Below are 12,887 nucleotides of genomic sequence, written 5' to 3' on the forward strand. Positions count from 1 at the left end.
CCGGGCCGGAACATGCGACCTTGACAGGAACGAGCCGGGCGGGAGCGACCCGGCGACCCACACCGGAGCGTGAGGAATGCGGATTCGCGACATCCTTCGGCGGAAGGGAGACACGGTGGCGACGGTCCGGCCCGACGCCACCGTGCGTCAGCTTCTCGCCGTCCTGGCTGAGCACAACATCGGGGCGGTGGTGGTCTCGCCCGACGGGGCGTCGATCGCCGGCATCGTCTCCGAGCGCGACGTGGTGCGGCGGCTGCACGACCGCGGCGCCGCGCTGCTCGACCGTCCCGTCTCCGACATCATGACCGCGGAGGTCCGCAGCTGCGCCCCCGGCGACAAGGTGGAGGACCTGCGCCGCACCATGACCGAGCACCGGTTCCGGCACGCGCCCGTCGTCGAGGGCGGCCGGCTCGCCGGGATCGTCAGCATCGGCGACGTCGTCAAGAGCGCCATCGACGAGCTGGAGAGCGAGCGCGAGCACCTCGTCGGCTACATCCAGGGCGCGCCCTGACGGGCCCGGCCCGTCACACGTAGGCCGGGAGGGGACGGGCGGCGGGGGCCGCCCGCACCTCCCGGTGGGCGAGCGCCAGCCGCTCGACGGCCGTGCGCAGCGTGTCCGGCGGCAGCACGTACGGCAGCCGGACGTAGTCCTCCAGCACGCCGTCCGCGCCGAACACCGGCCCGGCGACGACCCGGACGCCGAGCCGCTCGGACGCCTCGGCCAGCGCGGTCGCGACGGGCGCGCCGATCCGCGCCCACAGCGACATGCCGCCGTCCGGCAGCCGGAACTCCCAGCCGGGCAGCAGCTCCCGCAGCGCCGCGGCGAGCGCGTCCCGGCCGCGCAGCAGGCTCTCCGCGCGCTCGGCGCGGACCTCCTCCACCCGCAGCAGCAGCTCCCGGACGATCAGCTGGTCGAGCACCGGGCTGGCCATGTCGAACGGCTCGCGGGCCAGCACGAGGCGGCGGGCGAGCGGCGCCGTCGTGCGGATCCAGCCGATGCGGAGCCCGCCCCACAGCAGCTTGGAGGCGGACCCGACGGTGATGACCCGCCCGCCGCCGTCGTAGGCGGCCAGCGGCGCCTCGCGGGGCGCGGCGAGGTCGTGGGCGAGGTCGGCGAACGTCTCGTCGGCGACGACGAACGCGTCGGCGCGGCGCGCGGCGTCGACGAGCGCGGCCCGGTCGCCGGCCCCCATGAGGTGGCCGGTCGGGTTGTGGAAGTCGGGGATCGTGTAGGCCATCCGGACGGCGGCCTGCCGCATCGCGCCGGCCGCGAGCTCGACGTCCCAGCCCTCGTTGACGCCGACCGGCACGAGCCGGGCGCCGCGGCGGCGCAGCGCGCCGAGCGCGTGCGGGTAGGTGGGGCGCTCCACCATGACGGCGTCGCCCGTCTCCACGAGCAGCTGCGTCAGCAGCGTGAACGCGTGCTGCGCGCCCGTGGTGACGACGATCTGGTCGGCGCGGGTCGGGACGCCGCGCGCCGCGTACCCGTCGGCGACGACCTGCCGCAGGCCGGCCAGCCCGGCGGGCTCGTAGCCGGGGCCGGAACTGTAGCGGGGCAGCTCCTCGACGGCGGCGGCGACGGCCTCGTGGAAGATCGCGGGGGCGCCGGGGGTGGCGCAGCCGAGGTCGATGAAGGTGCCGTCGTCCGGCGCCGGGTACGCCTTGCCGAACCGCCCGCCGGGCGGGGCGCCGCGCCGCCCCTCCGCCGACATCCGCACCGGGGGCAGGGCCGTCCAGCTCCCGGCGCCCTGCCGGCTCTCGACGTAGCCCTCGTCGCGGAGCCGGTCGTAGGCGGTCGTCACGGTGGTGCGGCTGACGCCGAGGGCGGCGGCGAGGTCGCGTTCGGCGGGCAGCCGGGTCCGCAGCGCGAGCCGCCCGTCCAGGACGAGGCCGCGCACGGCCCGGGCCAGTGAGGCGTAGACGGGGCGCTCCCGCGACACGTCGCCCAGCAGCCGGGCCAGGTGCGGACCGCTCACATAGCGGGTGCTCATACAAGCCACTTTCGCATAATTGGCCCTGCCGAGACCAGTCCACTTGCCGCCAAGGTAGTCCCGAAGATGGCCACTCATGATTCGGGGAGCGGATAATGGCCTTGATGGCACGGCGGCTCGTGCAGCTCTACGTCGGATTGGCCTTGTACGGGCTCGGGGTCGCCCTGCAGGTGTCGTCCGGCCTGGGGAACGACCCGTGGGACGTCTTCCACCAGGGGCTGTCCCGCCGCTTCGGCCTGTCCATCGGGCTGTGGATCATCATCGCGGGCGCGGTGGTGATGCTCGCGTGGATCCCCATGCGGCAGCGGCCCGGGATCGGGACGGTCAGCAACGTCGTCCTCATCGGGCTGTTCGCCGACCTGTTCCTGTGGCTGCTGCCCGCCCCCGACGCGCTCGCCGCGCGCTGGGCGTACCTCGTCGTCGCGATCCTCGCCGGCGGCGTCGCCACCGGCTGCTACATCGGCGCGGGCCTCGGGCCCGGCCCGCGCGACGGGCTGATGACCGGGATCGCCGCGCGGGGGCACTCGATCCGCGTCGTCCGGACCGGGATCGAGCTCACCGTGCTGGCCGCCGGCTGGTTGCTCGGCGGCACCGTCGGCGTCGGGACGCTGCTGTACGCGGTCGCGATCGGCCCGCTGACGCACGTCTTCCTGCCGAGGCTGACGATCGAGTCCCCGGCCCCGGAACCGGCCCCCGAGCCGGAACCCGCCCCGGCCTAGCGGGCGAAGAGGCGGACGGCCTGCTCGGCGGCGCCCGACAGGAGCGCGGCGGCCTCCGCCCTCAGCTCGTCCAGGGTGCGGGGGCCGTCGGCGATGCTGAACGCGGCGGTGAGGCCCAGCGCGTGCAGCTCCTCCAGCGGCCCGGCCACGCCGCCGGCCAGCGCGACGCACGGGACGCCGCGGGCCCGCGCGAGGACCGCCACGGCGGACACGACCTTGCCGGCCGCGCTCTGCCCGTCCACCCGCCCCTCCCCGGTGACGACCAGGTCGGCGCCGGCGAGGGCGGCCGGGAGCCCCACGGCCTCGGCGACGAGGAGCGCCCCGCCGGACGGCTCCGCGCCCAGCGCCCCCACGAGCCCGCCGCAGGTGCCGCCGGCCGCGCCCGCGCCGGGCAGGTCGTGGACGCGGGGCCCGCCGGCGGCGGCCAGCGCGTCCGCGAAGACGGTGAGGGCGGCGTCCAGCTCCGCGGCCTGGCCGGGGGACGCGCCCTTCTGCGGGCCGAACACGGCGGCGGCGCCGTCCGGCCCGACGAGCGGGTTGGTGACGTCGCAGGCGACGCGGAACCGGGTCGCGCGGACCGCGTCCGGCACCCCCGAGCCGTCGATCGACGCGAGCCGGGCGAGGGCCGCGCCGCCCGGCGGCAGCTCCGCCCCGGCGGCGTCCAGGAAGCGGAATCCGAGCGCGCGCAGCAGCCCGGCGCCCCCGTCGGTGCTGGCGCTGCCGCCGATGCACACGAGCACGTCGCGGGCGCCGCGCCGCACCGCGTCCGCGATCAGCTCGCCGGTGCCGGTGGTGGCGGCGTTCATCGGGTCCGGCGGGACGTCCTCGACCAGCGGCAGCCCGGACGCGGCGGCCAGCTCCACCACCGCGGACCGCCCGTCGCCGGACAGGGCGTAGCGGGCCCTGACCGGGCGCCCCAGCGGGTCGGCGGCCGCGACCTCGACCGCGTCGCCGGCGCGGGAGCGCAGGAAGCAGTCGAGGGTGCCCTCGCCGCCGTCCGCCATCGGCACGGCCGCGACCTCGGCGCCCGGCACGGCGCGGAGCGCGCCCGCCTCGACGGCGGCGCACGCCTGCGCCGCCGACAGGCTCCCCTTGAACGAGTCGGGGGCGACGACGATCCGCATCAGTGTTCGGCGGCCAGGGTGGCGAGGACGGAGGCGAACTCCTCCGGCAGCACCATCGTGTCGCCCTCGTACCGGGTCTCCAGGTAGGTCAGCTCGCCGGCGCGCCACCAGTACAGGTGCGGGCTGAGCGAGCCGGGACCCTCCTCGTAGGCGCGGTGGGCCTGCGCCTGCAGCTCGGTCGCCGCGGCCACGGCCGCGCGGTACCGGGCCCTCGGGTGGCCCTCGGCGATGCGGAGCGGGTGGGCGACGATGAGGCTGCGGTTCGGCGCGATGACGAGCGCCCCGTACGGGCCGATCGGGAGGTACTCCTCCAGCCAGGCCAGGTGGGTGACGGCGTAGAACGTCCAGCCGTGCAGGACGGAGACGCGGACGCCGCCGAGGTCCTGCTCGTCCAGTTGCAGGGGGCCGTCGGCGCGGACGTTGGCGCGGCCGAGCATGAACAGCGCGTCGCCGGAGACCGGCCAGCCGTCCATCTCCTCGGTCGTGACGGTCCGCACGGTGGTGGGGGTGTCGACGACGACGGCCTCGATCAGGCCGGGCGCGAACGGCCGGGCCGCGAGGACGCCGTTGTCGGCCTCCGCCGGGTAGATGCGGGTGCGCAGCAGGTACTGGGCGAGGTCGAAGTCGCTCAGGTCGAGCGGCTCCTCGATCGCGGTGACGATCGTGGTGACGTGGTCGGACACCAGGGCCGGCCAGTCGTCGCGCGGCACGAGCCGGGCGAGCTGCCGCAGGTCACGCAGGCTGACGTGCAGCCTGTTCGCGCCCTCCAGCAGCATCACCTCGCCGGGCGCGTGGGTGCAGCGGTAGCCGAGGCTCTCGGCGACCAGTACGAGCAGCGAATCGAGGGTCCCGTCGTCCCAGGGTTCGGGACGGGCATGGCGGCCGCTCATCGCGCACCTCCCGAGGGCGCTTCGAGGGTGAGCGCGCCGGGTTCCGGCACGGCGGGGTGCGGATCTGCGGGGTCGGGTGAGGCGATCAGCACCGCGGGGGCGCCGAGTTCGAGGGTGAGCTGGCGCGGGCCGTGCCCGGCGGGGACGCCGGCCAGCAGCGGGACGCCGAGCGGGCCGAGCCGCGCGGCGAACACCGCGTCGAGCTCGGCGGGGTCGCCGCAGTCGTGCCAGGAGCCGAGCGCCACCCCGGCCGCGCCGTCGAACCAGCCGGCCTGAAGGAGCTGGACGAGCATCCGGTCGATCCGGTAGGGCGCCTCGGTGACGTCCTCCAGGAAGACGACGCGGCCCGCGGCGGGCGGCGGGGCGTACGGGGTGCCGAGCAGCGCGGTGAGGAGCGAGAGGGTGCCGCCGGTGAGCGGCCCCTCCGCGCGCCCCGGCCGCAGGACGCGCGTGCCGGGCAGGGTCACCGGGCCGCCGAACAGGGCCGCGCGCAGACAGGCGAGGGTGGCGCCGCCGGGCTCGTCCTCGGCGAGGAGGCCGGCGGGCATGGGGCCGAAGGACGTGGTGACTCCCAGGCGCGTTCCAAAGGCGGTGTGCAGTGCGGTGATGTCGCTGGAGCCGTGCAGGATCTTCGGGCCGGCGGGGGCGTCCGCGGCGGCGCCGAGGGCGTCCCAGTCGAGGTGGTCCAGGACGCGGGTGGCGCCGTAGCCGCCGCGCGCGCAGACCACCGCGCGGACGCGCGGGTCGCACCAGGCGGACTGCAGGTCGGCGGCCCGGTCCGGGTCGCTCCCGGCGAGCCGGTGCCAGTCGTCGCGGACGGGGCCGGGCGCGCCGAGGTTGACACGGTCGAGGGCGTGCTTCCCGACCACGGCGTCAAGGCCGAGGTCGCGCAGCGCGGCGAGGCCGGCCTCCAGCCGGGCGGGCTCGGCGGGGCCGCTGGGCGCGATCACCGCCACCCGGTCGCCCGGCCGCAACCTCCGGTACCTGCGGGTCTTCCGGGACGGGCGCCGACCGCCGGGCATGCCGACGGCGGGCGCGGCCTGCGGCCCGTCGGCCGCCTCCGCGCGGGCGCCCCCGCTCTTCAACCCGATCCCTCCTCGCACCGCGACGGATAGAGCTTGTCAGGATCCGGACCCCAGTGGAAGGGGCGGCCGGTCACGACCCGCCAACAGATCGGCGTCACCGGGTCAGCGCCCCCTGCCGAGCGCGAGGCCGGCGAGGCGCGGCAGCACCTCGCCGATCGGCCGCCGCAGCACCGCGTCGGCCAGCCCATCGTACGGCGTCTCCTCGGCATTGATGATCACCAGCCGGGCGCCGTGGTCGACCGCCTCCAGGCACAGCCCGGCGGCGGGCTGCACGGTCAGCGAGGTGCCGACGGCGAGGAACAGGTCGCAGGAGCGGGCGGCGGCGACGGCCGCGTCCAGGACGTCCCGGTCGAGGGCCTGGCCGAAGGAGATCGTCGCGGACTTCTGCACCCCGCCGCACGCGGCGCAGGGCGGGTCGTCCTCGCCGGCGTCGACGCGGTCGAGGATCTCGGGCATCGGGGTGCGCAGGTCGCAGGACAGGCAGACGGCGTCGCGCATCGTGCCGTGGATCTCGATGACGGTGTCCTCGGACGATCCGGCGCGCTGGTGCAGGCCGTCGATGTTCTGGGTGATCAGGGCGCGCAGCAGCCCGCCCCGCTCCAGCTCGGCGAGGGCGGCGTGCGCGGCGTTGGGCTCGGCGTCCCAGACGGGGTTGTCGCGCCGGGACCGCCACGCGCGCCTGCGGACCTCGGGGTCGGCGAGGTAGGCGCCGATCGTGGACATCGCCTCCGCCGCCGGGTCCTTCGTCCAGACGCCCTGCGGGCCGCGGAAGTCGGGGATCCCGCTGTCGGTGGATATCCCGGCGCCGGTCAGCACGGTGATCGCCTCGACCTTGGGCAAAAGCTCGGCGAGCGTCAGGGGAGCGTCCACCCTCACATGGTAGGCGCCGCCGCCCGCCGGCGCGGCGGCCGGCGCCCGCCCCGGCTAACGGATGGGTATCGGGCACGCCCTCACGCAGGGTCACGGACCGACCGGTCCCGAAAAGGTGACAAACTGTGCCCCGTATGAGTTCGACGCCGCACATCCTGGTGGTCAACGGCACCAAGGTCCGCCGCCCGGTGTTCATCCTGGGGGCTCCGCACTCGGGTGCGGAGCTGCTGGCGCGCGCGGTCAAGCGGTCCCCCGGCTTCCATCTGACCACCGGCCGCCCCGGCGTCCTGCGCGTCACCTACGCGTTCGCGCGGCAGCCCTCGATCGCGACCGAGCGCGGGGAGGGCGCGGCGCGGGTGCTGCGGGACGCCTGCGCCGAGGCGTGGCTGGTCTCGGCCCGCGCCTGCGCGCAGTGCCCGGACGACTGCCGCGAGCTCGCCGGCCTGCCGCCGGGCCCGCCCGGCCGCCCGGCGCCGGACGGCGACCCGCCCGAGCCGTGCGTGGACCCGCAGGGGATCGCCCGGTTCGCCGACGCCTCCCCCGACCTGATCTACAGCGCCGACGTGCTGCTGGACGCCTTCCCCGACGCCCAGCTCGTCCAGGTGATCCGGGACGGCCGGGACGCCGTCGCCGACATGCTGGACGACGAGCGCTGCCTCGCCTGGTTCAAGCCGGGCCTCGCCAACCTCGACACGGTGTTCCCCAACCCGTTCTTCGGCGTGGAGGACCACACCGAGCGCAACCGGTGGCCGCGCGCGGCGCTCGCCGTGAAGTGCGCGCTGCGGTGGCGCGGCTCGGTGCGGCTCAGCGCGAAGCTGCGGCGGCAGGTCCCCGAGGAGCAGCTGTTCACGATCCGCTACGAGGACCTCGTCGGCCGGCCGCGCGCCATCGCCGCCGGCCTGGCGGAGTACCTGGACGCGCAGATCCCCAAGTCCTCCCTGTCGGGCCTGGTCAGGGCCGGCGGCGCGAGCGACGGCGGCGTCGGGTCGTGGCGGGACCGGCTCACGCCGCGGCAGGCCGCCCAGGTCGAGAAGATCGCCGGCACCGAGCTGCGGCGGCTCGGCTACCCGACCGGCCGGGAGGGCTGAGCCGCCGCCGCCCGGCGCCGGGCCGCTACTCGGCGCCCAGCGGCTCGGTCTGCCGCCCGTCCCGCTGGTGGGAGAACTGGGTGCGGTACAGCTCGGCGTACAGGCCGCCCTGCAGCAGCAGCTCCTCGTGCCGGCCGCGCTCGGCGACCCGGCCGTTCTCGATCACCAGGATCTGGTCGGCCTCCCGGATCGTGGACAGCCGGTGCGCGATCACCAGCGACGTCCGGCCGGCGAGCGCGGTGCGCAGGGCGCGCTGCACGGCCGCCTCGGACTCGGAGTCCAGGTGCGCGGTCGCCTCGTCCAGCACGACGACGGACGGCGCCTTGAGCAGCAGCCGGGCGATCGCGAGCCGCTGCTTCTCGCCGCCCGACAGCCGGTAGCCGCGGTCGCCGACGACGGTGTCCAGGCCATCGGGCATGTCGGCGACGAGGTCGCCGATGTGCGCGGCCTCCACCGCCGCGAGGATCTCCTCGTCGGTGGCGTCCGGGCGGGCGTAGCGCATGTTCTCGCGGATCGAGTCGTGGAACAGGTGCGCGTCCTGGCTGACGACGCCGATCTCGGCGCGCAGCGATTCGAGGGTCACGTCGCGGACGTCGGCGCCGCCGACGCGGACGGCGCCGCCGGACACGTCGTACAGCCGCGACACCAGGTGCGTGATCGTCGACTTGCCCGCGCCGGACGGCCCGACGAGCGCGACGAGCTGCCCGGGCTCGGCGCGGAAGTCGACGTCGTGCAGGACCTCGCGGCTGGGCGAGGTGTCGGTGCGGGCGATCGACTCCAGCGAGGCGAGCGACACCTCGTCCGCCGCCGGATAGGCGAACCGGACGTGGTCGAACTGGACCGACGGCGCCTTCGCCAGGGACGGCCCGGCACCGTTGCCGGCCGGCGCGCGCCGCTCGCCGAGCGGGCGGGCGTCCTCGCGGTCGCGGATCAGCGGCTTGAGGTCGAGCACCTCGAACACCCGGTCGAAGCTGACGAGCGCGGTCATCACGTCGACGTGGACGTTCGACAGCGCGGTCAGCGGCCCGTACATCCGGGTCAGCAGGGTGGCCAGGGCGACGAGCGTGCCGAGCTGGAGGGTGTCGCCGACGACCAGGAAGCCGCCGACGCCGTAGACCATGGCGGTGGCGAGCGCCGCGACCAGCGTGAGCGCGGTGAAGAACACCCGCCCGTACATGGCGGCGACGATCCCGATGTCGCGGACGCGCGCGGCGCGGCGGGAGAAGTTCTCCTCCTCCTCGGCGGGCCGCCCGTACAGCTTGGCGAGCATCGCGCCGGCGACGTTGAACCGCTCGGTCATCAGCGAGCCCATCTCGGCGTCCAGCACCATCTGCTCGCGGCTGATGCGCTGCAGGCGCTTGCCGACCCACTTGGCCGGCAGGATGAAGATCGGGAGCAGCAGCAGCGCGATCAGCGTCACCTGCCACGACAGGATCAGCATCGTGACCAGCACCAGGACCAAGCTGATCACGTTGGACACGACCGACGACAGGGTGGTGGTGAGGGCCCGCTGCGCGCCGATGACGTCGTTGTTGAGGCGGCTGACGAGCGAGCCCGTCTGCGCCCGCATGAAGAACGCGACCGGCTGCCGCTGGACGTGCGCGAAGACCTGGCTGCGCAGGTCGTAGATGAGTCCTTCGCCGATGCGCGCCGAGTACCAGCGCTGCGCGAGTCCGAGCACCGCCTCGACCAGCGCGAGCGCCGCGACGGCGACGGCGAGCCAGACCACGACGTCCTGCCTGCCGGGCACGATGCCGCTGTCGATGATCGACTTCAGCAGCAGCGGGTTCGCCACGACGATCACCGCGGCCAGCGAGTTCAGCGCGAGGAAGATCACCAGCTCGCGGACGTAGGGACGGGCGTACCCGGCGATCCGGCCGACCGTGCCGGGCTTGAGCTTCTGCTGGGTGACGGAGCTGTCCTTGCGGAAGGAGGCCATCACCTGCCAGCCGTTGCCCGGCATTCCCGGCATTCCCACATTTGCCTCCGGCGCCTCAACGTCATCGACGTAATCAAGTAAGCATCTCAGTATCCGGCCCCCACAACGCACTCCCGCCCGGCGGGCTTCCCGGCTCCGCTCACGGCGTAACCGGCTCTGGACAACCCGCCGCGCCGGTGCGACCGTGATCGCGTCCCAGGCTCACACCCCCCCCAGGAGCCCACAAGTGAGACGACGCCTTCCCGGCGGCGCCGGCGTGATCACCGTCACCGCCGCGCTGCTCGCCACGACCGCGCTTCCCGCCGCGGCGGACACCCCCGCGAAGGGCGCCGCGCACGTCACCGTGAAGAACGGCGAGACGCAGCCGGTGTTCTCCCGCGCCGACGCCGTCACCCAGACCGTCGACATCGAGACGACGGCCGACAGCGACCGCGACGGCGTGCGGGACCGCGTGCGGATGCGGATCATGCGTCCGAAGGAGACCGCCACCGCCGGCCTCAAGGTCCCGACGATCCTGGAGCCCAGCCCGTACTGGGCCGGGATCAACGACGTCCCCAACCACCCGGTCGACATCGGCGACGCGCGGGCGCGGTCGCTGACCAGTACGAAGCGAAACCTCGCCGAGTTCTTCCCCGGGTACTACGACAACTACTTCCTGCCGCGCGGGTACGCGGTCGCCGACCTCGACAGCATCGGGACGGGCGGCTCGACCGGCTGCCCCACGTCCGGGGACCGCAGCGAGCAGGCGGGTGCCAAGGCGGCGGTGGACTGGCTGAACGGCCGCGCCCGCGGCTGGACGCCGGACGGCGCGCCGGTGCGGGCGACCTGGTCGACGGGGAACGTCGGCATGATCGGCCAGTCCTACGACGGGACGCTGCCGAACATGGCCGCCGCCACCGGCGTCGACGGCCTGAAGGCCATCGTCCCAATCGCCGGGATCTCCAGCTGGTACGACTACTACCGCGCGGGCGGCGGCGTGGTCGCGCCCGGCGGCTACCAGGGCGAGGACCTGGACGTCCTGGCCAAGGCGGTGCTGACGCGGCAGAACCCGGCGGTCTGCGCCGGGATCATCGACGAGATCGAGGCGGCCCAGGACCGCGAGACCGGCGACTACTCCAAGGTGTGGGCCGAAAGGGACTACGTCGGGCAGGCGCGGAAGGTGCGCGCCGCCGTCATGGTCGTGCACGGTCTCAACGACTGGAACGTCAAGATCAAGAACTCGGTGCAGTGGTGGAACGCGCTCAAGGAGACGGGCGTGCCGCTCAAGCTGTGGCTGCACCAGGGCGACCACTCCACGCCGTTCGGCTGGCGGATCGAGGAGTGGCTGCGGCAGACGCTGCACTGGTTCGACCGGTACCTCTACGGCGTCCGCAACGGGATCGAGCGCGAGCCGCGCGTCGACGTCCAGCACGCGGACGGGACGTGGGAGACGGCGCGCGACTGGCCCGTCCCCGGCACCCGCACCGTCCCGCTCAGCCTGAACGCCGGGCCGTCCGGGCAGCCCGGCACCCTCGGGCTCCTGCCCCGGCCGGGTGAGCGCCAGACGTTCACGGACGCGGGCAAGACCCGCACCGCCGAGCAGCTCCTCGCCGGGGAGGAGCAGGCGGACCCGAACCGGCTCGCCTACCTGACCGGGCCGCTGCCGGGCGCCGTCCGGATCGACGGCATCCCGTCGGTCTCCCTGCGCGCCTCGCTCGACGGCCCGTCGCCGTACCTGACGGCGCTGCTGGTCGACTACGGCACCGACGCCCGCCCGACCGGCTCCCGCGCCTCCACCGACCAGCAGGTCTGCTACGGGGAGAGCGTGCCGGGCGACGCCGGCTGCATCTACCGGCAGGTGCTGCGGACCGAGACCGCCGACTACAAGATCATCACGCGGGGGTGGCTGGACGTCCGGAACCGGCACGACTTCAGCCGGACCGAGCCGATCAAGGCCGGGAAGGCGTACACGTTCCGGTGGGACCTCGAACCCACCGACTACACCGTGAAGGCCGGCCACCGGCTCGGCGTGATCCTGCTGTCGACCGACTACGACTACACGCTGCGCTACCCGGCCGGGACCGAGGTCGCGGTGCGGCCCGGCGCCGCGCGCGTGCTGCTGCCGCTGGCCCGCGGCGGCCGCGAGTCGCTGAGCTGAGGCCCGGGGCGGGCCGGAGCACCCGGCCCGCCCCTCCGGCTCACCTGCCGAACATCTCGCGGAGGCGGCCGATCTGCTCGCGGCGCTCCGCGGCGCACTGCTCCTCGAGGGTGTTGTCGGCGGCCTCCCACAGCAGCCGCTTGGTCGCCACGGCCGCGCCCGGGTTCACCGCCAGCAGCGCCGCGACCAGGTCGCGGACGGCGCCGTCCAGGCCGTCGCGCGGCACCACGATCTCGGCGAGCCCGAGCCGGGCGGCCTCCTCGGCGAGGACGGTCCGCGCCGTCAGGCACAGCTCCAGCGCCCGCCCGATCCCGACGATCTCCACCAGCGGCTTGGTGCCGGTCAGGTCGGGGACGAGCCCGAGCGCGGGCTCCTTCATGCAGAACTTGGCGTCGTCGGCCGCCACGCGGATGTCGCAGGCCAGCGCGAGCTGGAACCCGGCGCCGATGGCGTGACCGTGCACGGCCGCGACGGTGACGATGTCGGGGCGCCGCAGCCAGGTGTAGCCCTCCTGCAGCTCCGCGATGAAGCGGTCGGTGCCCTCGGCGTCGGCGCCGTCGGCGAAGCCCTCGCCGCCGCCGGAGAACATGCCGAGGTCGATGCCCGCCGAGAACGACGGGCCCGCGCCCCGCAGGACGACGACGCGGACGTCCGCGGGCAGGGTGCGCCCGATCGCGGCGAGGCCGCGCCACGTGTCGAACGTCATGGCGTTGCGCCGCTCGGGCCGGTCCAGCGTGACGGTCGCGACGGCGCCGTCCACCTCCAGGCGGAGGCCGGCCTTCTCCAGATCCGGCCCCTGCGGGTCCGCCTTCCCCGCCCCGGCGCCCGCCCTGGCCGTTTCCGGCCGTCCGGCCGTTGTCGCGTCCCCCACTGGTCTCCCTCTCGATGAGCGTGCCCCCGCCGCGCGGGCGGGAGCATGGCGGGCCCGCCCCGCCGTCCACGGGGCGGGACCCGCTCGCCCGGCCCGCCGCCGCGACCGAACCTTACTCGGTCGTTCGCGGCGCCGGACCGGGCGGTGCGCTCATCCCGGGGGCAGGTGTCCGG

11 protein-coding genes are annotated in these 12,887 nt (G+C 75.2%); 4 read left to right on the plus strand and 7 right to left on the minus strand.

Annotation, left to right across the window (positions count from 1 at the left end; all coding sequences use genetic code 11):
• Positions 1 to 76 precede the first annotated feature (76 nt).
• Positions 77 to 511 (plus strand): CBS domain-containing protein, encoded by a 435-nt coding sequence (locus SM611_RS00620; RefSeq protein WP_371946777.1) that lies wholly within the window; start codon positions 77 to 79, stop codon positions 509 to 511.
• Positions 512 to 524: 13 nt separating this feature from the next.
• On the opposite strand, the gene yczR is transcribed toward SM611_RS00620, so the two are convergent.
• Positions 525 to 1,991: a MocR-like transcription factor YczR gene (yczR, locus tag SM611_RS00625; RefSeq protein ID WP_371946778.1), complete on the minus strand. Its 1,467-nt coding sequence runs from the start codon at positions 1,989 to 1,991 to the stop codon at positions 525 to 527.
• A 95-nt stretch (positions 1,992 to 2,086) separates the two neighbouring features.
• Here yczR and yczE point away from each other — a divergent pair, with 95 nt between their 5' ends.
• Positions 2,087 to 2,710 carry a membrane protein YczE gene (gene yczE / locus SM611_RS00630; protein ID WP_371946779.1) on the plus strand — a complete coding sequence of 208 codons (624 nt, stop codon included), beginning with the start codon at positions 2,087 to 2,089 and terminating at the stop codon, positions 2,708 to 2,710.
• Here yczE and SM611_RS00635 read toward each other — a convergent pair.
• From SM611_RS00635 to SM611_RS00650, 4 genes are all read right to left on the minus strand, one after another.
• A complete protein-coding gene (locus SM611_RS00635) occupies positions 2,707 to 3,834 on the minus strand; it encodes a glycerate kinase (protein WP_371946780.1) in 1,128 nt (375 codons plus the stop codon). The two genes, yczE and SM611_RS00635, sit on opposite strands and share 4 nt — an antisense overlap.
• Complete coding sequence (locus tag SM611_RS00640; protein ID WP_371946781.1) at positions 3,834 to 4,724, minus strand: hypothetical protein; 891 nt, start codon at positions 4,722 to 4,724, stop codon at positions 3,834 to 3,836. Before SM611_RS00640 ends, SM611_RS00635 begins: the two co-directional genes overlap by 1 nt.
• Positions 4,721 to 5,809 (minus strand): S66 peptidase family protein, encoded by a 1,089-nt coding sequence (locus tag SM611_RS00645; RefSeq protein WP_371946782.1) that lies wholly within the window; start codon positions 5,807 to 5,809, stop codon positions 4,721 to 4,723. The genes SM611_RS00640 and SM611_RS00645 overlap by 4 nt, the downstream gene beginning before the upstream one ends.
• A gap of 102 nt (positions 5,810 to 5,911) precedes the next feature.
• Complete coding sequence (locus SM611_RS00650; RefSeq protein ID WP_371946783.1) at positions 5,912 to 6,679, minus strand: SIR2 family NAD-dependent protein deacylase; 768 nt, start codon at positions 6,677 to 6,679, stop codon at positions 5,912 to 5,914.
• Between the two features lie 134 nt (positions 6,680 to 6,813).
• Between SM611_RS00650 and SM611_RS00655 the strand changes: the two genes are divergently transcribed.
• Positions 6,814 to 7,767: a sulfotransferase family protein gene (locus tag SM611_RS00655; protein WP_371946784.1), complete on the plus strand. Its 954-nt coding sequence runs from the start codon at positions 6,814 to 6,816 to the stop codon at positions 7,765 to 7,767.
• A 25-nt stretch (positions 7,768 to 7,792) separates the two neighbouring features.
• On the opposite strand, the gene SM611_RS00660 is transcribed toward SM611_RS00655, so the two are convergent.
• Positions 7,793 to 9,730, minus strand: coding sequence for an ABC transporter ATP-binding protein (locus SM611_RS00660; protein ID WP_371947395.1), 1,938 nt, complete (start codon positions 9,728 to 9,730; stop codon positions 7,793 to 7,795).
• Positions 9,731 to 9,932: 202 nt separating this feature from the next.
• On the opposite strand from SM611_RS00660, the gene SM611_RS00665 reads away from it, so the two are divergent.
• A complete protein-coding gene (locus tag SM611_RS00665) occupies positions 9,933 to 11,843 on the plus strand; it encodes a Xaa-Pro dipeptidyl-peptidase (RefSeq protein WP_371946785.1) in 1,911 nt (636 codons plus the stop codon).
• Between the two features lie 40 nt (positions 11,844 to 11,883).
• Here the strand turns inward: SM611_RS00665 and SM611_RS00670 are convergent, their stop codons facing one another.
• Positions 11,884 to 12,630, minus strand: a complete 747-nt coding sequence (locus SM611_RS00670) for an enoyl-CoA hydratase/isomerase family protein (RefSeq protein WP_371947396.1) — start codon at positions 12,628 to 12,630, stop codon at positions 11,884 to 11,886.
• Between the last annotated feature and the right edge of the window lie 257 nt (positions 12,631 to 12,887).

This window comes from Actinomadura monticuli (genome assembly GCF_041463655.1).
Lineage (GTDB): Bacteria > Actinomycetota > Actinomycetes > Streptosporangiales > Streptosporangiaceae > Spirillospora > Spirillospora monticuli.

What these genes read in the sequence shown, in the direction of transcription:
- SM611_RS00620 (WP_371946777.1), top strand. Translation starts at nt 77, where the DNA reads ATGCGGATTCGCGACATCCTTCGGCGGAAGGGAGACACGGTGGCGACG.
- yczR (WP_371946778.1), bottom strand. Translation starts at nt 1,991, where the DNA reads ATGAGCACCCGCTATGTGAGCGGTCCGCACCTGGCCCGGCTGCTGGGC.
- yczE (WP_371946779.1), top strand. Translation starts at nt 2,087, where the DNA reads ATGGCCTTGATGGCACGGCGGCTCGTGCAGCTCTACGTCGGATTGGCC.
- SM611_RS00635 (WP_371946780.1), bottom strand. Translation starts at nt 3,834, where the DNA reads ATGCGGATCGTCGTCGCCCCCGACTCGTTCAAGGGGAGCCTGTCGGCG.
- SM611_RS00640 (WP_371946781.1), bottom strand. Translation starts at nt 4,724, where the DNA reads ATGAGCGGCCGCCATGCCCGTCCCGAACCCTGGGACGACGGGACCCTC.
- SM611_RS00655 (WP_371946784.1), top strand. Translation starts at nt 6,814, where the DNA reads ATGAGTTCGACGCCGCACATCCTGGTGGTCAACGGCACCAAGGTCCGC.
- SM611_RS00660 (WP_371947395.1), bottom strand. Translation starts at nt 9,730, where the DNA reads ATGCCGGGCAACGGCTGGCAGGTGATGGCCTCCTTCCGCAAGGACAGC.